Source organism: Microcoleus sp. B4-D4 (assembly GCF_036705185.1).
GTDB lineage: Bacteria > Cyanobacteriota > Cyanobacteriia > Cyanobacteriales > Microcoleaceae > Microcoleus.
In genome coordinates, this window is the sequence record NZ_JAUBTX010000005.1 from 131,183 (window position 1) to 149,922 (window position 18,740).

An 18,740-nucleotide genomic window follows, 5' to 3' on the forward strand; every position below is an offset into this window, starting at 1 on the left:
AATTAATCATCCCACTACAACTAAATAATTTACCCCCTCAAGGTCGTAAACTTTAACTAAGGAATTGTGGCCATGCTGAAAACTGGGCAACCGCCAAGCGATAAGCAAGCAGTAATGCACTACTTTTTACCTTGAGGAAGTTACACCGTGGACTTGGGCTTCTGTGACATCTTGTTCTTCAAGAAAAGATTTACATAGGTTTTTAGAAGCGGTTTTGGAAAGGCTAAGATAGAAGGATGTCAGTTGGCAGTTGGCAGTGGGCAGTTGTTAGTTGACATTGTTAACAGTCAACAGTTAACAGTTAACAGTCAACAGTCAACAGCTAACAATGCCTAATTCCCAATTATCGATTACCTAAATGAAAGATTTCCTCAAATATACTTGTGCAAGTTTGCTGGGAACCTTCCTAGGATTGTTGCTGCTGGGTGGCGTCGGATTGGGAGGGCTGGTACTGCTAATTGCTGTTGCGGCATCGTCCTCAAAAGATTCAGGCCCGCAAGTTAAAGATAAGTCTGTAATGGTATTAGACCTTTCTTTAAATATCACCGATAGCAAACCGAACCGCAGCACGAGTGCGGCGATTCAAGGAGTGCTTTCGGACGATTCCGGCGATGCAGTGACGCTGCGGACTGTTTTAGACGCGATCGAATCTGCGAAAAAAGACCCCAAAATCGTGGGCATTTATCTCGAAGGCAGTTCGGATTCCAGCAGCAGCGGGTTTGCTAATCTCAAAGAAGTTCGATCGGCCTTACAGCGTTTCCGAGATGCCAAAAAACCCATTATTGCTTACGAAATGGACTGGAACGAGCGAGATTATTACCTCGGTTCAGTCGCCAACACAATTGCTATCAATCCCTACGGTTCTTTAGAAATCAACGGTTTTAGCAGTCAGGCAATGTTCTGGACTGGTGCTTTGGAAAAGTACGGCGTGGGAGTGCAAGTGACTCGCGTCGGCAAATACAAGTCAGCCGTGGAACCGTTTTTGCTCAAACAAATGAGTCCCGAAAATCGCCAGCAAACTCAAAAACTGCTCGGAGATATTTGGGGAGAATACCTAAAAACTATCGGCCCCAGCCGCAAATTGACCGTGCCGCAACTGCAAGCGGTGGCAGATAATGGCGGAACTTTGATGGCTGACGAAGCTCTCAAAGGTAAGTTAGTTGATAAAGTTGTATACTTTGACGAAATTACGACGGAACTCAAAAAACTCACAGGAACCGATCGCGAAGACAAATCTTTTAAGCAAATTAGCTTAAAAAACTACGCGAGAGTTGCTGAGAGTAAAAATTCAACTCGCGCTGACAATAAAAACCAGATTGCTGTGCTTTACGCTGAGGGTGAGATTGTCGATGGGGACGGCGGGCCGACTCAAGTAGGGGGCGATCGCATTGCTAGAGAATTGCGGAAAATCCGAGAAAATGACGACGTAAAAGCAGTAGTTTTGCGCGTTAACAGTCCCGGAGGCAGCGCGACGGCAGCGGAAGTCATCGGGCGCGAAGTCGCGCTGACGGGCAAAAAAAAGCCAGTTATCGTGTCGATGGGCAATTTAGCAGCTTCCGGCGGCTATTGGATTTCGATGGGTTCCAACAAAATTTTTGCCGAAGCGAGTACGATTACGGGTTCCATCGGCGTGTTTGGAATGCTATTTAACGTCGAAAAGTTGGCTGCTAACAACGGCGTGACTTGGGACGTGGTGAAAACCGCCCGCTTTGCCGATAGTAAAACGATTTCCCGCCCGAAAACTCCTCAAGAATTGGCGAATATTCAGAGAGTAGTCGATCGCATTTACGATCGATTTATCACCAAAGTCGCCGACTCCCGCAAACTGCCAAAAAACAAGGTGCAAGAAATTGCTCAAGGCAGAGTTTGGTCTGGTACCGCCGCGAAACAGTTGGGTTTAGTCGATGAAATTGGCGGTTTAGAAGACGCTATCAAAGCTGCGGCGGAGCAAGCTAAACTAGGTGAAAACTGGCAGTTAGAAGAATATCCAAAAAATCGCACTTTGGAGGAGCGAATTTTGGAAAGACTTTCAGGCGTTCATGTTTTGGAACCAGCCACCAAACTCGACCCGCTGACTGCTGAAGTTAAGAAAATGCAGGATGAATTAGCTGTTGTCAAGTCCATGAACGACCCGCAAGGCGTTTACGTTCGCTTGCCTTTCAATTTACGGATTAATTAACTTGAATCTTCAACCCGATTGGCATGGGTTTTGTTTGTGCAGCAGCGGTTTTAGCCGCACCCGTCCGATGAAATAAACAAGGTTTGTAGTGAGGATTTTAGTCTGCATCTGTTAGAGAACTAAAGTCTTCACTACGAACTAATCTTATTATAGCGATCGCAGCGGGGGCTATTCACTGAAAAACCCGGTTTTTCAAAAAACCGGGTTTATGAATACCCTAAAAATCGGCAGGATTGGGAATAGAAAATATTTTTTATGCAGCACGCTGAGTTAACAATCCCCAGACAAAAAGTACCACGATAGCACCGATGACTGCAAAAGCTATGCTGGGTAGAGTCAATGCTCCGAATGAAGCTCCCGCGCTTGTCCCGAAAAAGACTTGACCTAGATAACCTCCCACTAAGGCACCCACAATTCCTAAACCTGTCGTTGCGAGAAAACCGCCGCCTTGAGTTCCGGGATAAATGGCTTTGGCGATCGCACCGGCAATCAATCCTAAAACGACCCAAGCAATAATTCCAAACATTTCTTTTTCTCCTGAATACTTAACTTTCTTTCGTTCTTTGTCTTATGTACCAAGAATAACAACTGACGACTCACCATTACCTCTACCGTAAGGAGGAACCGAAAGTGGTAGAATTTGTCGTGAATCCTCGGAATTTGAGGCTATTTAATCAGTCAAAAGAGTTAACCCAGTCTTTTTCGCGACGCAAGGTACTTATGCTCAATGCCAAAGGAAAAGCATCCGATTTGAGATTTGAAATTTTAGATGAAAATGACGGAGGACTATTGAGGTTTGCAGCACGCGCCCGCAGTAGTATTATCATTTTTAAGCTGATATAGGAGAATCTTTTCTCGGAATTTTTGTGTGTTACTGGTAAAAAAAATTACAATTATCCTATGAATCTGACACTGTGCACGATCGCCAAGAATGAAGAGACAACACTGTCGCGGACTTTGGACAGCGTTAAAGGTGTTGTTGACGAAATAGTCGTGGTTGATACTGGTTCGGGCGATCGCACCCGTGAAATTGCCCGTGAATCTGGGGCGAGGGTTTATGACTTTGAATGGTGCGACGACTTCGCAGCAGCCCGCAATGAGTCTCTCAAGCACGCCCGAGGCGACTGGATTTTGGTTTTGGATGCCGATGAGGTTTTGGTACCGGAGATTGTACCTCTTCTTAAGCAGGCCATTAAGAGCGATCGACTGCTGCTCATCAATCTCATCCGCCAAGAAATCGGTGCATCTCAATCTCCCTATTCCCTCGTCTCGCGCTTGTTTCGCAATCGCCCCGAAATCCGCTTTTCTCGCCCCTACCACGCCATGATAGACGACAGCGCGGCTGAGATTTTGCAGAGGGAACCCACATGGAAAATAGCTTCTCTCCCCGATGTGGCGATTTACCACTCTGGTTATCACAAAAATGCGATCGCCGCCAAAAATAAATTCCAAAAAGCTCAAGCAGCAATGGAACGCTATATAGCTTACTATCCAAACGACGCCTATGCTTGTAGCAAATTAGGCGCGCTTTATGTAGAAAGCGGGCAAATTGGGCGGGGAATTAATTTATTAACCAGAGGGTTGACGAATGTCGCAATTGATGATTCTATTATTTATGAACTCAACTATCATTTAGGAATTGCTTACTGCCTGCAGCAGCAGTTTGTTAAAGCAAAAGAACACTATCAAGCGGCAATTAATACGAATGTGTTCCCGGCGCTGAAGTTGGGCGCTTACAACAATTTGGGCAATTTGCTCAAAGATGAAGGAGATTTGCCAGCCGCAGCAAAAGCTTACAAAGCAGCATTAAAAATAGACCCCAATTTTGCAACAGGTCACTACAATTTGGGACTGACGCTGAAAGCAGGCGGAAATTTAGCAGATGCGATCGCCTATTACCGACAAGCCATTAAAATCGCTCCCGAATACGCCGAAGCTCATCAAAACTTGGCAGTAGCCCTACTGAAAATTGGCAAAATGCCAGAGAGTTTAGCAGAATTCAAAAGAGCGATCGCCCTTCACGAACAGTCCCGCCCCTTTGAAGCAGAACGCCTCCGCCGAGGCCTGCAAGAAATGGGCTTGATTTAAGCTGGCATATCTACTTTATTAACCAATGATATTCCCGATCGGGCACAGGACTAATGACCAATGACTAATGACTAGCCTTCGACTTCGCGATCGGGCAAGATGCCCCATGCCCCATGCCCCATGCCCCATGCCCCATGCCTAATGACTTACCAGCAAAATCAAGCAATTATCTCCACTTTGCCGCTATCCAAATCGTAGCGCCCCCCAACAACTTTCAGCTTGCCCGCTTTCACAGCTTCAGCCAAAATAGGCGACGAAGAACTTAACTTCTGCACATTCATTTTCACATTAGCTCTGACTGCATTATCCCACGCATTGCCATCGAGATTTTTTGTCGCATCCACAGCCGGTTTAATTGCCGCCACCAAAGTACCAATGTGACCGGGTACAGCTTTGCCGTCTAAAGCAGCTTTAACAGCACCGCAGCGTTCGTGACCCAAAATTACTAATAGCGGAACACCTAATTCTAATGCGGCATATTCGATATTTCCCAGAACCACATCGTCGAGAAAATTTCCAGCTACTCGGATATCAAATAAATCACCCAATCCTTGATCGAAAATAATTTCGGGAGCAACCCGCGAATCAGAACAAGCAAGGATGGTTGCAAACGGATGTTGACCCTGCGCTACTTCGACAATTCGCGATCGGGCTTGGTCGGGAAATGTCCGTTTTTGTTCAATGTAGCGTTGATTCCCCTGCATCAATTTCTTGAGAGCACCGTCGGGAGTGATCTCAGAAATAATCTCTGCAGCATTTGCAGCTTGGGCTTGTAAAAGCGTGGGTGCAATGCTTGCCGCCAGCATCCCTGCACCAGCCCTCAACATTAAATTTCTTCGCGAAATCCTGCTTGTTTTTTCGCTTTCAGTCATTATTTGCAACTCAGTTCAATTTTTTGTACTTTAGTCATGGACGCACCCCAACAAAAAAACCGAATTTTTAAACTCTCCCAAGAAAGTTTTAAACAAATATTTTAGTGAAAAACCCGGTTTCGGGTCGCCCGTGCCTAAGTCCTATATTTTATAGCATAAGAGTTACCACAAGATCGGCAATAGCGGCCCAAATTATTTAATTATTCTTTACAAATAGCTAGGGCAAAAATTACACTTCAAAAAAATTGCCCAATTTTATTTCAAAAAGTCAACAGCCGTCATCGTTCTGCCGGCAGAGGATGCTATAGTGTATCTAAAAAGACAATTATTTATAAATAAATCAAAATGTCTTACGTTGCCAGCATTCATATCTATCCAGTCAAGTCTCTGGACGGCATAGCAGTCAGTCAAGCCACTATTCTTGCTAGCGGAGCTCTAGAAGGCGATCGCTCTTTTGCAATCTGCGACGCAGCAGGAGAATTTATTAACACTAAGCGCAACAGCGGAATCCATTTTCTGCACTTTTCATTTGACATCAAAAAAAGAATTGCCGGTCTAAAAATTAAAGACACCGAACAAGAATTTTTTTTTCATGTAGATAGAGAACGCCCCGAAATAGAATATTGGTTGAGTAGCTACTTCGGTTTCTCCGTTCAATTAATTGAAAACTTGCTGACAGGCTTTCCCGACGATACCGCAGCACCGGGGCCAACTATTGTCAGTACCCAAACAATTGCCGAAACTGCATCTTGGTTTCCGAGAGTTTGCGTTAACGAGATGCGACATCGCTTGCGAGCTAATATTGAAATAGGAGATGTCCCGGCTTTTTGGGAAGACCAACTTTTTCCAGAAGCAGACGAAATTGTTAGGTTTAAAATAGGGACAGTAATATTTGAAGGTATTAAACCCCGTCAGCCCTGTCTCCTATCAACGCGAAATTCGGCCACGACAGAAGCTTATCCAAATTTGAAAAATGTACTAATAGCCAAGTACAAGGAAATTATGCCTGACTTGGCAAAAGATGGGGGTTTAAATCACTTGAGCAGACTGATAGTTAACACGCGAGTACCACGGGAAGCCGCCGGAAAAACAGTACGAATAGGAGACGAAGTTCAAATCCTCAGAGTCACCAAATCCCTATTTAATGCCATTCCTGATTAGTGGTACAGCACGAGTCTGATTAATCCACTGGCAATTCCAAACTAAGCTTACCCAACACACCAGTTCTAAAATCATTCAACATTTGTCGCGCCGTTCGTTCGACATCTCCTTTATATCTGTCTTTTGCTACCTCGTGCAAATAATCTTCACCGTTACTAGATCCTATATCTACTTTATACCGGGATTTGAAACCAGATACTGATACTAAAGTGTCATCATCCGCCTCAAGTTTTAGGACCAAATCTACCATAGCCGCGGCTACTACTTGATTGTCGTAAGCAGCTTCGCCAATATCTTCGCAAATAGCTAATTTTATGGCATTTTCTTGATTGTTAATCCGGGTGGGGATGATTCCGGGGGCATCTAATAACTCAATTTCGTCAGAAATGCGAATCCATCTGAGCGATTTAGTTATTCCAGCTCTGCGGGCACTGTCCACTACTCTCTGTCCTAACAGCCGGTTGATTAAAGCAGATTTTCCGACATTTGGAAAGCCCATTACCACCGCCCGAACTGGACGGGGCAGCATACCTCGATCGAACCTGCGTTTATTTAGCTGCACCCCAGCCTCCTGGACAGCATCGGAAACATCGTGTACTCCTTGGCCGTGCTCGGCATTGGTAAAATAGGCGGTTTCTCCCTGGGACTCAAACCATGTTTCCCACGCCTCGCGGGTTCGAGGCGTAATCATATCCATGCGGTTGACCACCAATACTCGCGCCTTACCGCCCACCCAGCTAGGCATTTGGGGGTGGTAAGTCGCCAATGGAATGCGGGCATCTCGGACTTCGAGCACCACATCTACTCGCTTTAGCTGTTCTTTTAATGCCCGTTCAGCTTTGGCAATGTGACCGGGATACCAGTGAATTTTCATAATACGAAGGAAGAAGGAAGAGGAAGGAAGAGGGAAGTTCGGCAACGAGCAATGTACGGGATGTAACGGATGTAACGGATGTAACGGATGTAAGTCCGTCGGAAGAGGGAAGAGGGAAGAGGGAAGAAGGAAGGGGCTTATTACATAAATCTTTGATCGAGCCAGCCAACCGTAGATGAAAGGCAGATAAATGTAGATAATTTCCTCATTGAAAAGCGACTTTTACAATAAATCTAAGGAATAAATAAGAAGGAACTAACCACAGAGGGCGCAGAGAGCGCAGAGAGAAGGAAGCAGAGGGAAGAAGGAAGAAATCAGGAAAATGGAAAAAGAATCGAGAAAAATGCCAGAAGCAATAAGAAAGAGTTGTCTTACTTCTTCCTTCTTCCTTCTTCCTTCTTCCTTCTTCCTTCTTCCTTCTTCCTTCTTACTTCTTCCTTCTTCCTTCTTCCCTCTTCCTTCTGTTAAGGCACAATCAAAACTGCACAAGGAGACAGATTGATCACCCGATTGGTAACGCTGTCAGACGCCCCATCATCGGTTAAACCCATCCCGCGACAGCCCATCACAATCAAATCAGCGCCAATTTCGTCAGCCACATCACAAATCGTGAAAGCCGGTTTGCCTTCTCGTTCAATGATTTCAGCTTCAATTCCCTGCTGGGAAAACATCGATTGGGCCTCTGACAGCAGCTTGGCCACTGCTTCGGGCGAACTCATCACCTCTGACGGCGCGTCGCCCTCCTCGGCTGGGGGCTCGACTACCGACAGAATAACTAAACGAGAAGCGTAGGTTTTCACAATATTGACAACCTTTTCGGCAGCTTCGCGGGCTTCTCGGCTTTGATCTACAGGAAATAAGACAGTCTTGAACATAGTTCGCATTTCCCGGACACGGACTCCGATAAAATGTTTACGTTGAGCCAAATCAGTGCCGTTTGTTTCATCTTCCGTTTTGTGTGCGGGCGCGGTTGAATGCGTCCGAGGCCCCAAGTGCAAGTGACGAGTGCCACCATTTCAACGGAATTAGACAAAAACACACATATTAGGAGGTTAATCCTGTGACAAAAAAAACTGTAGCAAATTTATCAGCATCAGACTTATCGGGCAAACGGGTATTGGTGCGGGCGGACTTTAACGTGCCGCTCGACAACGGCAATATCACTGATGATACTCGCATCCGGGCTGCTCTGCCGACTATTCAGGATTTAGCGTCCAAGGGCGCTAAGGTCATTTTGTGCAGTCACTTCGGGCGTCCCAAGGGTGTGACGGAGAAGTTGCGCTTGACTCCGGTTGCTAAGCGGCTGTCGGAATTGTTGGGGAAAGAGGTCAAAAAGACTGACGACTGCATCGGCGATGAAGTGGCTGCTACAGTGGCGGCGATGGCTGATGGCGATGTGGTTTTGCTCGAAAATGTCCGCTTCTATCCCGAAGAAGAAGCAAATGACCCGGAATTTGCCAAGAAGTTAGCTTCTGTGGCCGATTTGTATGTCAATGATGCTTTTGGTACGGCTCACCGGGCTCACGCTTCTACTGAGGGCGTTACTAAGTATCTGAGTCCTTCTGTGGCTGGGTTTTTGATGGAGAAGGAATTGCAGTATCTCGGTAGTGCGATCGACAATCCTCAGCGTCCCTTAGCTGCTATTATCGGTGGTTCCAAGGTTTCCAGCAAGATTGGAGTCATTGAAAAACTGCTTGAAAAGTGCGACAAATTGCTGCTGGGAGGCGGCATGGTGTTCACGTTCTACAAGGCTCGCGGTTTGAGCGTTGGTAAGTCTTTGGTGGAAGATGACAAGCTGGAATTGGCGAAGTCTTTGGAAGCTAAGGCGAAGGAACGGGGAGTTACTTTTCTGTTACCTACTGATGTGGTAGTTGCTGACAAGTTTGCTGCTGACGCTAACACTCAAACTGTCTCTGTTGAGAATATTCCCGACGGTTGGATGGGTTTGGATATCGGCCCGGATTCTGTGAAAACTTTCCAAGATGCTTTGGCCGATTGCAAAACAGTAATCTGGAACGGGCCGATGGGCGTGTTTGAGATGGAGAAGTTTGCTGCTGGAACTGAAGGAATTGCCCATTCTTTGGCGGGAATTACTAAAACCGGCACTACCACAATTATCGGTGGCGGTGATTCGGTAGCGGCTGTGGAACAGTTAAATTTGGGGTCTGAAATGAGCCACATTTCTACTGGTGGCGGTGCTAGTTTGGAACTGTTAGAAGGTAAGGAATTGCCTGGTGTTGCAGCTTTAGATGAGGCTTGATTGATTTAAGTAGGGCGGGCTTTGCCCGCCTTGCTGTAAGCAGGTCTAAATCATTGGCTGCGAATGCTGTTTTTTTTTACCGCAGAGAGCGCAGAGAGCGCAGAGAGGGAGAAAAGAGAGAAAGAAATGGGTTGAAATTCTACTGTTTGCGAGTACGATCGATCTGAAGTGGCAGTGAGGTTTGTTTGTGAAACTTAAAATCTTGGCAAGTGTAACGGCAACTATAGCAGTTTTAGCGCCGTTTTTGCTGGCAGATCCCGTCAAAGCTCAAAATCCAGATCATGTCCGGCGGTTGCTGGAAAGTAAGGAGTGTGAGGGCTGCGATTTAAGAAATGCTGATTTGTTTAAGGCGAGTTTGTACAGAGCAAATTTAAGGGGGGCTGATTTAAGCGGAGCTAATCTCTACGAAGCTAATTTGCTAGAAGCGGATTTAAGTGGTGCTAATTTGGCGAATGCTAATTTGGTTAATGCGGAGATGTACGGTGTTGGCTTGGACAGTGCTAATTTGCGAAATGCGGATTTGTCTAATGCTTTTTTGGGGCGGGCAAATATGACGAGAGCTGATTTGCGCGGTGCTAAACTTTTTAATGCTAATTTGGGCGAATCTAATTTGCTGCAAGCTAATTTGTCGAATGTGGATTTGAGGCGTTCGCTGCTGTTTAGAGTGAATTTGAATCGCGCGAATTTAAGCGGAGCGGATATGTCTTTTGCTGACGTGCGCGATACTAATTTGCAGAATGCTATTTTGTCAAATACTCGGCTTGCTAAAGCTCAATTGAGCGGGACAAATATTGACGCGGCTAATAATGCGCGGCAAGCTGATTTGGAACGTGCTAACTTGCGGGGGACGAATTTGGGGCCGGGGGTTTGTGTGATAACTACTTTTCCTGATTGTGTTGGGAATTTGGAGTAAGATCCTGTCGGTTAGAGCTGCTATAATATGATTTGGATCGTTCGGACTTTAGTCTTTTGATTGATGCGGACTAAAGTCCTCACTAATAACCTGTTCGTTGCGTTGAATGCGAGTTTTTTGATGCGGACTAAAATTCTCACTACTAACCTTGATTTGGGCTGCTGCGGGAGTTTTTGACTCCGCCCCAAAAATTTATGCTTGCTTTCCGACGCTTGCTAATTTTGAGGTGGTTTGTATCCCCTTTCTAGGGCGAATTTCACAAGCTGGGCGCGATTTTCTAACTGTAGTTTGCTGAATATGCTGCCTAAATGAGCTTGTACAGTCCGGGGGCTAATAAACAGTCGATCGCTAATTTGTTTGTTAGTATAACCTTGGATAACTTCCCAAAATACTCTTTCCTCGGCTGGTGTGAGCGGCAAAGGTGCAGGATTTGGCAATACGGCCACAAGTTTTGGCTCCAGCCTAGCGCTAGAAGTTTGCAGCAGTCGGACAATCTCGGCGTGAATGCGGTGAGAGCGCTCTAATTGTCCCTTCACTTTAGCCAAGATTTCTTCAGACTGAAAAGGTTTTACCAGATAATCGTCAGCGCCGATCGCGTGACCTTCAACTTTGGACTCAATCTCGCCTTGGCCTGATAAAAATATAAACGGCACTAACTGTCCCAAACGGGTAGTACGCAAGCGCCGGCAAAACTCAAACCCGTCCATTTCCGGCATCATCACATCGGAAATTACCAAATCAGGAGGGGCATTTTCAAAAATCGAGAGCGCCTCAATTCCAGAAGTAGCGCATTCCACCCGGTATCCTTGGCTTTCCAGGTACATTGCTAAGACTGTTTGACAGTCTGCTTCGTCGTCAACTACTAAGATTCTTTCCATGACAGCCTTGCACCAATTCCCGTTGACAGTTTTTAAAACTGCGGCTCCCAAAGTAGGAACTTAAATGAGTTTACCTGCTGCAACTTGATAAAGGCTCCCAATTTCAAGACGGCACAATTCCTCAAATAGTCCAATTACCGGTGCCGCTCCCACATAATGAGAAGAAGTAGAGGAATATTGGGGAAAATCTCCTTTTTTTATTTGCCTATCCAAAAAAAGTACAACTTTTTATGAAGCATCGTCAACTTTTCCGCAGAAAATAGCAGCTAAAAGCCAGAATTTTGTTTTATTATACACAAATCTTGCTAACATTTAGACTATTCCTAGACTAGACATGGAAAGGTTTTTAGATTTTTCTGGTTCCGACAGGGGTACAAAGGGAATAAAGTGAGCAGTTGCTGCAGCCGCGGGCGGCGCGAACAAACGCTGGTCGGCAACTAAGATACTTTCAAATATCGGTGCGGGTTCGGGGCGGCTGAACAGATACCCCTGGATGATATCGCAGTTGTGCTGTTTCAAAAAGGCTAGTTCTGCTTCTGTTTCTACCCCTTCAGCAATTACTGTCATGTTTAAACTGTGACCCAGTAAAATTACTGCTGTAGTAATAGCAGCATTTTGAGAGTCTTCATTGGCATTGCGGACGAAAATTCGATCGATCTTTAAACTGTCAAAGGCAAATAGCTTGAGATATCCTAAAGTAGCATAACCCGTGCCGAAGTCGTCGATCGCAATCCGAATTCCTAGAGCTTTAAGTTCGTTTAAAGTAGCGCCTGCGACTGTCGCATTTTCCACTAAAGCGCTTTCGGTCATTTCTAATTCTAAATTAGCAGGCTCCAAGCCTGTAGTTTCCAATATTTGCACGATTCGCGCTTTGAGTTCCGGGTCGGATAACTGTCTGGCCGACAAATTTACTGATATCCTAAAGGGCGAAAACCCCGCCGCCACCCAACTAGCGGCTTGAGCGCAAGCTGAAAGCAGTACCCACTCGCCAATCTGAATAATTAAACCTGTTTCTTCGGCTAAGGGAATAAATTCGGCGGGAGAAATTATACCTCGATCGGGATTTTGCCACCGCACCAAGGCTTCAGCACCGATGATTTGTCCGGTAGCAATATCCACCTGCGGCTGATAGTATACCTGAAACTCACCTTGTGCCAAAGCGCGGCGCAGCAGAGATTCCAGAGCCAACTTTTCAGGAGAGAAGACTGAAGCATTGGTAGATTCGTTAACTAAATCTTTGAGTCTGGCTTCTGCTTGGTGAAGCGCGAATGTCAGCGGTTGAGTAATTCTTTGCCGTTTCGAGATGCCAGAAGCAATGGCTCCGAGCAATTCAGCCTTAGTAAAGGGCTTTGTCAGGTAATCGTCGGCTCCCAATTCCATCCCCCGACGAAAATCGGTTTTGGAACTTTGAGCCGTGAGAAAAATAAATGGAATTGTTGCGGCTAGAGAGTTTTGTCGCAACGTCCGCAACACGTCATAACCGTCGATTTCCGGCATCTGCACGTCGCACAAAATTAAATCGGGGATTTCTGAAAGTGCCATCTGCACCCCAAATCGACCGTTTTCGGCGACAATCACCCGATAGCTTTGAGATTCCAGGAGTTGCAGAAGAGTTTCCCGGATTAATTCGTCGTCCTCAATAACCAAAATTTTGAGCATGATACTTAGATTACAGATGGCACTATATATCAGAACCTGACTAACTCTAGCATACTCAAACTAACGAGCTACTGATTAGGCCAATTAGCCAATAAATTATTAGCCAAATGGCTAATAATTTTGCATCTGTTCTTAAATCACAATCGAATACCTGACAAAATTGGGAATAGTTCGATATTTGTCCAGTTTTGTAAGGTCAGAAAACTGCGGCGCGATACAAGTTTTATAAATTATTATTACAAGCTCGCGGAGATTGAGCCTCAAAAAATGTCGCCAACACTTTCTGCGAGCAGATGGTGGCAATTACTTATATAATTCCAGGTCATATCATATCGGGTCGATCGCCATAACAACGATTCGTAATGTGCACTTTAGTCCGCTCTCCGGCTGCGGACTAAAGTCCGCACGCGCGAGCCAATTTTAATGCTAGCTCATCAGGATAGGCTCGGATACACCGTTTTAATTCAATGGCTTAGTGGAGTTCTCACAAAACTTGTTATCTACAATTGCAGAATTGATACTGACAGCCTGCATTGATGACGGAACGATTTTGTTTTGCGGAACTACAACTGTCTTTTTACACACAAGTTCGCTGCTGCCTACAGAGGCAAAGTTCCAAGCATAAAATTCGGGATTGCTGACTGTTGCACTGGCGGGACGCAAACCAAATGCTGTCACTAATACTAATCCCAAAGTTAATAAAGCTACGATCGCAAATCTCACCATATTATTTTTTTGAATCTAAAAATTCACCAGCTCAGGATTACCTTATTATTGCCCGATCGCCCTCAAAGCGTCAATAGCCATCAATCGATTTGAGATTTTAGATATTTCGGCTTGCTTCGGCTGCGCCAGCCGACAAGTCGCGAGGGTACAAGTTTTAGATTTTAGATTGATTTGCAAATCCATCTTGCATATAAAGTTTGGGGCGGCCCGGGACGAGTGTCGGGGGCTTGTGTCTGTTTTTGGGCGCGGGTTATAGGATTTGAGATTAAAAAACTTGAGCTGCATAAATATTCGATATTAGATCGCCCTTTTAACCGCAGATTTTAAACGGATAAACACCTATGGACGCAGATCATTCCATGACTGAAAGCGATTGAGTGCAACTCGATTCTCAAGAATTGGGGATGATTGACTGGATATGGATTAGGAATTGCCCGACAGTTGTATAATTTGGAGAAAATTGTGTTATAACCTCTTACTTTGCTGTCAGATTCAATTCGTAGGCGATCGGCTCGGATGACTGAGAAACCACTACGAATTCATAAAAACCAGTATCATCCAGCAATCCCGACCAACTTTGATCCTCTGCATCTTGCAGCAAAGCTCTAGCTTTGGTGGTTCTCCCAGGAGAATACATTGACAGCAGAGTAGATTTTGGCGGCGCTTGCAAATTTACTCGCAAAGTTTGATTTTGAGCTAACCGCGCAATATATGCTTTGCCTTCTCCGGGTTTGAGATTACCGGTGAGGGTTTTGCTGTTAGCTCGGCTGTCAAATTCTACGCTTTCGAGAGTTGCTCCTGCTTGCAAAGCTGCGAGGGTGTCGGCGGTGATTGCTTGCCAAATTTGTCCGATCGGCAAACCAATCAGATTGCGATCGCGCGGCTGTCGCGGAAACCAATAAAAGAACTTCGCATCAGCCAAATCGTACAAAGCCCGACTGCTCAAATTCAGCTTGTTAACCTCTATTTTCCAGCGATCGATATCGGCGGTGGTGTAACTCCCCAACCTGGCTCTAGCGTCGCTGCTGAGGTTTTGGAGTTTGTCGAGCAACTCGTCGCCGATTTTCTGCCACCTTTCGCGCCACAGGCGATCGTCCTCACCTTCTTTTAGCAGTCGCCCACCCAATTCTGGGTATTTGGCATAGAAATTTTCGTCTACAAGGTTGACGTAACCGCTATAGAATCGATCGTCAATTCCGAGCCTTGAAAAGCGATCGCGCAAAACATCTTCTTGCTGCTGCTTCGGGCCCCGAGTTTGGGGAATTTTCTGCACTTTTGATTGCAGGTTTAACAAATAATTGCCCGCAAACCAGCCAACTCCCCCCATACCAACAAGCACCAATACCACAAACAAAACCATTTGCCAAGCAGGCATTTTTTGCTGGTTGTTAATAGCGGCTCGCACAGGAATTCCCGGCAGTGTTGGGACTGGGGCGGGCATGGGTATGGGCGATCGATCCGGCGACGGCGCGGGCGCAAAATTTGGGGCCGGCTGCGGTGGCTGTAAAGGCGGATTGCCGGAGAGAGCGAGCATTACCTCGCGAGCCGAGGAGTAACGCTGGTTCGGCCCGTGAGCGAGCATTTTATCCAACACTAGGGACAAATTGGGAGATAGAGAACATTCTGCCCGCCAGTTCCAATTCAGCGTCTGGCTGTCGAGCAACTGATGCGGTTCCTTCCCCGTCAGCAACACCAAAACTGTCGCCGCCAGAGCGTACAAGTCGCTGTGGGGATTGACGATGCCCATTTGCATCTGTTCGACGGGAGCATAGCCGAGCTTGCCGATGCGAGTTGCGGGGGCGGGAGTACCGTTAGCTTCGGCAAACAGAGATTCTACGGTGGCTGCGACTTGTTTTACTCCGCCGAAGTCAATCAACACCGGCATTCCGTCAGACAAGCGCAGAATCAGGTTGTCTGGGGAGATGTCGCGGTGAATCACTCCCAGAGAGTGTATGTATTCGAGCACTGGCAAAATCTGGAGCAGCAGTTGATTGATTTCTGCTTCTATGAACCGCAAACCCTGACGCTTGCGGGCATCCAGCAGGAAGCGGTAGGTTTGGCCCGGTACGTAGTCTTGGACGAGAAATAGGTAGCCTCGATCGCTAATACTGACTCGAAACAGTTCGCGGAAGCGCGGGATTTGATTGTGTTGCAGCTTGTAGAGCACTCCGGCTTCTCGCTCGAAGAGTTCCTCGGATTTTTGTAAGGCGTAACTTCCGTGCACTTGGGGCGCAAATTCTTTTAAAACGCAGGGTTCGTTAAATCGGTGGGCATCTTCAGCTAGGTAGGTGCGCCCGAAGCCTCCGTGTCCCAATTCGCGGACGATGCGGTAGTGGTTGTTGAGAGTTATGCCTGGGTAAATGGGATTGTTCATTGGAACTTGCTGCGTCGGATTTGTACGCTTGACTGAAACTGGGAGTTTTGGCCGATCGCGCTAATTAATCTTGACATAGTGTGTGAGTGTTGATTGACCGATCGCCCGCAACTGTCATGTCCTGCGGTTATTGTTGTTCAAAAAGGCGGTTTCGGGCGCGCCAGTTGGTCGGCTGTGCGATTTTGGCGACCTCGAATACACCAAGCCATCAACCGTTTTTTTGGGATGAACCGGGCGCTAAATTGTATCTGGATCGATATTTAATTCTCGCAGTTTCGCGGCCAGGCGATCGGCTCGTTGAGCTTCTTGTCCGGCTCGTTGAGTCTCCCTTTCTGCAACCTCTTCTAAAGTAGGAACAAGCTCTCCTTCAGCAGTAAAGAAACGCAATTTTTCCCCACAAATTCCCAGACTCAAATCGAGCTGCTGACTCCGCAGATGCCCGAATTCGTTAGGTGCGATTGCTTCATATTCCCCGTCAAGTAAATGAAACCCTGCTAACTCTAAAGTTTCTGGATCGAACCAAAAGTAATCGTGAGTGCGAAAAGTATCTTGATAGAGTTGTTTTTTAAAGTTTTTGTCTATATTCGCTGTTTTGGGCGACAGGATTTCAACGATAATATTCGGGTACTTTCCCTCTTCATCCCAAACAACCCAGCTTTTCCGAGTTTTTCGTTCAGTTCCGAGTACCACAAAAAATTCTGAGCCTCGGAAGTCCTTCGATTTGAGTTGCTTGGAACAGTAATAAAGGGTGAGGTTTCCCGCAGCATAGAAATCATTTCTATCTCGCCACAGCCATTCTAGACAGTTGAGCAGTAGGATTATTTGTCGCAGGTGCAGTTCTGTTTCTACGGAATGTTCATCACTATATAAATCGTCGGGCGGAAAGATAAAGTTTTCCGGTATCTCTTGTTCTGGTATTTCTTGGGTAGTAGCTAATTCTGCCGTTGCGGACATGGCTGCTGGGTGAGGAGTAAGAGGTTATCTGTCTATTTTAGCAAGCTTTTGATATCTCTGCCGAGGACTATTCTGAAATCCCGATCGCGCTTTTGTCTAAAAACGCGATCGAACACCGAACAATTAGTCTTGAAATATTAGCAATTACCCCTTTATTGCGCGTCAGATTCTCTGAGAGCCGCTAGAATTTCCGGTCGTTTCATGCGCGCGTATCCCGGCAATTTCCGGTCTTTGCCGATCGCCTTTAACCGTCTCAGTGAAAGATCCTCGTAGTCTTCCTCTTGGGGCGGAAACGGCAACGGCAACGGCAACTGTAACTGCGGTAGCTGAGGTTTTTGCTGCGCCTTCGACTGCTTCTGACGCTGCGACTTCGGCTGCTTTTTACCCTGTATTTGCGGCGGTATTTCTGAGGGCGTCGCACCGTCGGAAAGTTGGCTGCGGAGTATAGCGATTTGATTTTTGAGATCGCTTTCTACATCTTCAATCGCCTCGGAAACAAACTGATTAATAATTTGGACTGTGCGTTTTAATTTTATTGACAGCAGCTTTTCTAGTTCATCCAACTGGATCGACGCACCTGCCAGATTTATCTCAGAAATTACCGCCGATTTCGGAGAATTATCGCTCCCAGACTGTTCATTTTTTTTAGCCAATTTATCTACCTTTTCGTGAAATGTTTTTTCAACTTGTTCGAGCCGGCGCTGAATTTGTTCTATTCTGTCACTCTCAAAATTAGGCTCAATTAGAGCTTTTAGTTGCTTTTTTAGTAAATCTTCATTTTTTTTAACAGATTGTTCTATTTGTTTAGTTAGACTATCGACTTTTTTTTGAAACGACAGCTCAAATTGTTGCAGTAGAGTCTCAAGTTGTGCGGTTTTCTGAGTCGGTTGCGGAGCTAAATGTTCCATTTCCGATCGAGCAGCAGCTACCTCCTCATCCGTCATTTCAAACACCCAAGCCCACATTTGCTCGGTGCCGAGTTCTTTGGCAACAATACACCAATCTGAGCCGCAGATTACTTCATATTCTTCTTCGTTGCTGTAAGCTTCTGTAGGACGTACAATTAAAGGAATTAAGTTGCTACCTTGCTCGATGAGGCTTCTTCTGAGAGCTTCGCGGCGTTCGCGAGGGATTTCTCTCCCCTCAGTCTCAGGTACCGCAATTTGCGAAGTATAAATCTGACTGTGACTAATTGGCTTAATCCGTAAATATTCAACTATTCGGTTTTGATCTTGCGATCGATCCATCTTGTTACAAGTCCCCTTTTGTCATCAAAATTATGGTGTTTGGGTAATTATGTATATTTGCACTTTACAGCCTGCGTTTTGAGTGATGCGAGATTAACCCAAGAACTCTCAGCCATAAGGTGCGAGACAAACACCTTAGCCAGACTGTGCGCTCAGGAGGACATATCGCCGCAGTGCTTTACTGTGCCGCTGGCTGTGCGGTGAGAACCCGGGCGATCGACAAAACAGACTGCAATTCCTAAAAAAAGCGACTGTGATGAGTTTAACTGGCTGTGGGACACAAATGATACACCGCTTTACTCATCTTTACTTTTTTTGGAGTTAGGGCGAGCCTCTGCGAGGGCTTCGCTAACGGGCTGACGTTGCGAGTTGTGATCGCGATTCTGCCAGAAATAATCTTCTTTTGCTTTTTGTACAAAAGATGGTATAAGAATATTAATGGCGATGGAGCTCGCCAAAACCGCCTGAAGCGTCATTCTTTCCTTGCGTTAATTGAAAGACTAAAAGGCTGATGGCTCCTACTTTTCTGGCTTGCTGCCGGAGAGTGGGGCCGTG

At 46.1% G+C, this 18,740-nt stretch carries 18 protein-coding genes and 1 riboswitch; of the genes, 5 read left to right on the forward strand and 13 right to left on the reverse strand.

What is annotated here, in order from left to right; translation table 11 throughout:
* Positions 1-358 precede the first annotated feature (358 nt).
* A complete protein-coding gene (gene sppA, locus QUB13_RS06540; RefSeq protein ID WP_333379768.1) occupies positions 359-2,179 on the forward strand; it encodes a signal peptide peptidase SppA in 1,821 nt (606 codons plus the stop codon).
* Between the two features lie 253 nt (positions 2,180-2,432).
* On the opposite strand, the gene QUB13_RS06545 is transcribed toward sppA, so the two are convergent.
* The gene (locus tag QUB13_RS06545) at positions 2,433-2,705 is read right to left on the reverse strand and encodes a GlsB/YeaQ/YmgE family stress response membrane protein (RefSeq protein ID WP_194013129.1); all 273 of its coding nucleotides are present in this window, start codon (positions 2,703-2,705) and stop codon (positions 2,433-2,435) included.
* Positions 2,706-3,079: 374 nt separating this feature from the next.
* On the opposite strand from QUB13_RS06545, the gene QUB13_RS06550 reads away from it, so the two are divergent.
* Positions 3,080-4,267: a tetratricopeptide repeat protein gene (locus tag QUB13_RS06550; RefSeq protein WP_333379769.1), complete on the forward strand. Its 1,188-nt coding sequence runs from the start codon at positions 3,080-3,082 to the stop codon at positions 4,265-4,267.
* A 158-nt stretch (positions 4,268-4,425) separates the two neighbouring features.
* On the opposite strand, the gene QUB13_RS06555 is transcribed toward QUB13_RS06550, so the two are convergent.
* Positions 4,426-5,139 carry a carbonic anhydrase gene (locus tag QUB13_RS06555; protein ID WP_333379770.1) on the reverse strand — a complete coding sequence of 238 codons (714 nt, stop codon included), beginning with the start codon at positions 5,137-5,139 and terminating at the stop codon, positions 4,426-4,428.
* 345 nt (positions 5,140-5,484) lie between these two features.
* Between QUB13_RS06555 and QUB13_RS06560 the strand changes: the two genes are divergently transcribed.
* Positions 5,485-6,300 carry an MOSC domain-containing protein gene (locus QUB13_RS06560; RefSeq protein WP_333379771.1) on the forward strand — a complete coding sequence of 272 codons (816 nt, stop codon included), beginning with the start codon at positions 5,485-5,487 and terminating at the stop codon, positions 6,298-6,300.
* 19 nt (positions 6,301-6,319) lie between these two features.
* Here QUB13_RS06560 and ylqF read toward each other — a convergent pair whose 3' ends face one another.
* The 3 genes from ylqF to QUB13_RS06575 all read right to left on the reverse strand — a co-directional run bounded on the left by ylqF (position 6,320) and on the right by QUB13_RS06575 (position 8,049).
* The gene (ylqF, locus tag QUB13_RS06565; protein WP_333090617.1) at positions 6,320-7,174 is read right to left on the reverse strand and encodes a ribosome biogenesis GTPase YlqF; all 855 of its coding nucleotides are present in this window, start codon (positions 7,172-7,174) and stop codon (positions 6,320-6,322) included.
* A gap of 255 nt (positions 7,175-7,429) precedes the next feature.
* Positions 7,430-7,663, reverse strand: a complete 234-nt coding sequence (locus QUB13_RS06570) for a hypothetical protein (protein ID WP_333379772.1) — start codon at positions 7,661-7,663, stop codon at positions 7,430-7,432.
* Positions 7,639-8,049, reverse strand: a complete 411-nt coding sequence (locus QUB13_RS06575) for a universal stress protein (RefSeq protein ID WP_194009194.1) — start codon at positions 8,047-8,049, stop codon at positions 7,639-7,641. Before QUB13_RS06575 ends, QUB13_RS06570 begins: the two co-directional genes overlap by 25 nt.
* A gap of 185 nt (positions 8,050-8,234) precedes the next feature.
* Here QUB13_RS06575 and QUB13_RS06580 point away from each other — a divergent pair, with 185 nt between their 5' ends.
* Positions 8,235-9,434: a phosphoglycerate kinase gene (locus QUB13_RS06580; RefSeq protein ID WP_194009193.1), complete on the forward strand. Its 1,200-nt coding sequence runs from the start codon at positions 8,235-8,237 to the stop codon at positions 9,432-9,434.
* 187 nt (positions 9,435-9,621) lie between these two features.
* Positions 9,622-10,347, forward strand: a complete 726-nt coding sequence (locus QUB13_RS06585) for a pentapeptide repeat-containing protein (RefSeq protein WP_333379773.1) — start codon at positions 9,622-9,624, stop codon at positions 10,345-10,347.
* Between the two features lie 215 nt (positions 10,348-10,562).
* On the opposite strand, the gene QUB13_RS06590 is transcribed toward QUB13_RS06585, so the two are convergent.
* The 8 genes from QUB13_RS06590 to QUB13_RS06625 form a co-directional block, all read right to left on the reverse strand.
* Positions 10,563-11,225, reverse strand: a complete 663-nt coding sequence (locus QUB13_RS06590) for a response regulator transcription factor (protein ID WP_194070775.1) — start codon at positions 11,223-11,225, stop codon at positions 10,563-10,565.
* A 312-nt stretch (positions 11,226-11,537) separates the two neighbouring features.
* Complete coding sequence (locus tag QUB13_RS06595) at positions 11,538-12,884, reverse strand: EAL domain-containing response regulator (protein WP_333379774.1); 1,347 nt, start codon at positions 12,882-12,884, stop codon at positions 11,538-11,540.
* A gap of 459 nt (positions 12,885-13,343) precedes the next feature.
* Positions 13,344-13,610: a hypothetical protein gene (locus tag QUB13_RS06600; RefSeq protein ID WP_194009188.1), complete on the reverse strand. Its 267-nt coding sequence runs from the start codon at positions 13,608-13,610 to the stop codon at positions 13,344-13,346.
* Between the two features lie 45 nt (positions 13,611-13,655).
* Entirely contained in the window at positions 13,656-13,787 is a 132-nt protein-coding gene (locus QUB13_RS06605) for a hypothetical protein (protein WP_333090623.1), read from the reverse strand.
* A 298-nt stretch (positions 13,788-14,085) separates the two neighbouring features.
* Complete coding sequence (locus QUB13_RS06610) at positions 14,086-15,984, reverse strand: serine/threonine-protein kinase (protein ID WP_333379775.1); 1,899 nt, start codon at positions 15,982-15,984, stop codon at positions 14,086-14,088.
* A 237-nt stretch (positions 15,985-16,221) separates the two neighbouring features.
* A complete protein-coding gene (locus QUB13_RS06615) occupies positions 16,222-16,938 on the reverse strand; it encodes a Uma2 family endonuclease (protein WP_333379776.1) in 717 nt (238 codons plus the stop codon).
* 152 nt (positions 16,939-17,090) lie between these two features.
* Complete coding sequence (locus QUB13_RS06620; protein ID WP_194009185.1) at positions 17,091-18,185, reverse strand: Rho termination factor (modular protein); 1,095 nt, start codon at positions 18,183-18,185, stop codon at positions 17,091-17,093.
* A 296-nt stretch (positions 18,186-18,481) separates the two neighbouring features.
* Complete coding sequence (locus QUB13_RS06625; protein WP_333379777.1) at positions 18,482-18,661, reverse strand: hypothetical protein; 180 nt, start codon at positions 18,659-18,661, stop codon at positions 18,482-18,484.
* Positions 18,617-18,713: riboswitch (Fluoride riboswitch) on the forward strand. Its footprint overlaps the gene before it by 45 nt.
* Positions 18,714-18,740 lie beyond the last annotated feature (27 nt).

What these genes read in the sequence shown, in the direction of transcription:
- sppA (WP_333379768.1), top strand. Translation starts at nt 359, where the DNA reads ATGAAAGATTTCCTCAAATATACTTGTGCAAGTTTGCTGGGAACCTTC.
- QUB13_RS06545 (WP_194013129.1), bottom strand. Translation starts at nt 2,705, where the DNA reads ATGTTTGGAATTATTGCTTGGGTCGTTTTAGGATTGATTGCCGGTGCG.
- QUB13_RS06550 (WP_333379769.1), top strand. Translation starts at nt 3,080, where the DNA reads ATGAATCTGACACTGTGCACGATCGCCAAGAATGAAGAGACAACACTG.
- QUB13_RS06555 (WP_333379770.1), bottom strand. Translation starts at nt 5,139, where the DNA reads ATGACTGAAAGCGAAAAAACAAGCAGGATTTCGCGAAGAAATTTAATG.
- QUB13_RS06560 (WP_333379771.1), top strand. Translation starts at nt 5,485, where the DNA reads ATGTCTTACGTTGCCAGCATTCATATCTATCCAGTCAAGTCTCTGGAC.
- ylqF (WP_333090617.1), bottom strand. Translation starts at nt 7,174, where the DNA reads ATGAAAATTCACTGGTATCCCGGTCACATTGCCAAAGCTGAACGGGCA.
- QUB13_RS06575 (WP_194009194.1), bottom strand. Translation starts at nt 8,049, where the DNA reads ATGTTCAAGACTGTCTTATTTCCTGTAGATCAAAGCCGAGAAGCCCGC.
- QUB13_RS06590 (WP_194070775.1), bottom strand. Translation starts at nt 11,225, where the DNA reads ATGGAAAGAATCTTAGTAGTTGACGACGAAGCAGACTGTCAAACAGTC.
- QUB13_RS06595 (WP_333379774.1), bottom strand. Translation starts at nt 12,884, where the DNA reads ATGCTCAAAATTTTGGTTATTGAGGACGACGAATTAATCCGGGAAACT.
- QUB13_RS06600 (WP_194009188.1), bottom strand. Translation starts at nt 13,610, where the DNA reads ATGGTGAGATTTGCGATCGTAGCTTTATTAACTTTGGGATTAGTATTA.
- QUB13_RS06610 (WP_333379775.1), bottom strand. Translation starts at nt 15,984, where the DNA reads ATGAACAATCCCATTTACCCAGGCATAACTCTCAACAACCACTACCGC.
- QUB13_RS06615 (WP_333379776.1), bottom strand. Translation starts at nt 16,938, where the DNA reads ATGTCCGCAACGGCAGAATTAGCTACTACCCAAGAAATACCAGAACAA.
- QUB13_RS06620 (WP_194009185.1), bottom strand. Translation starts at nt 18,185, where the DNA reads ATGGATCGATCGCAAGATCAAAACCGAATAGTTGAATATTTACGGATT.
- QUB13_RS06625 (WP_333379777.1), bottom strand. Translation starts at nt 18,661, where the DNA reads ATGACGCTTCAGGCGGTTTTGGCGAGCTCCATCGCCATTAATATTCTT.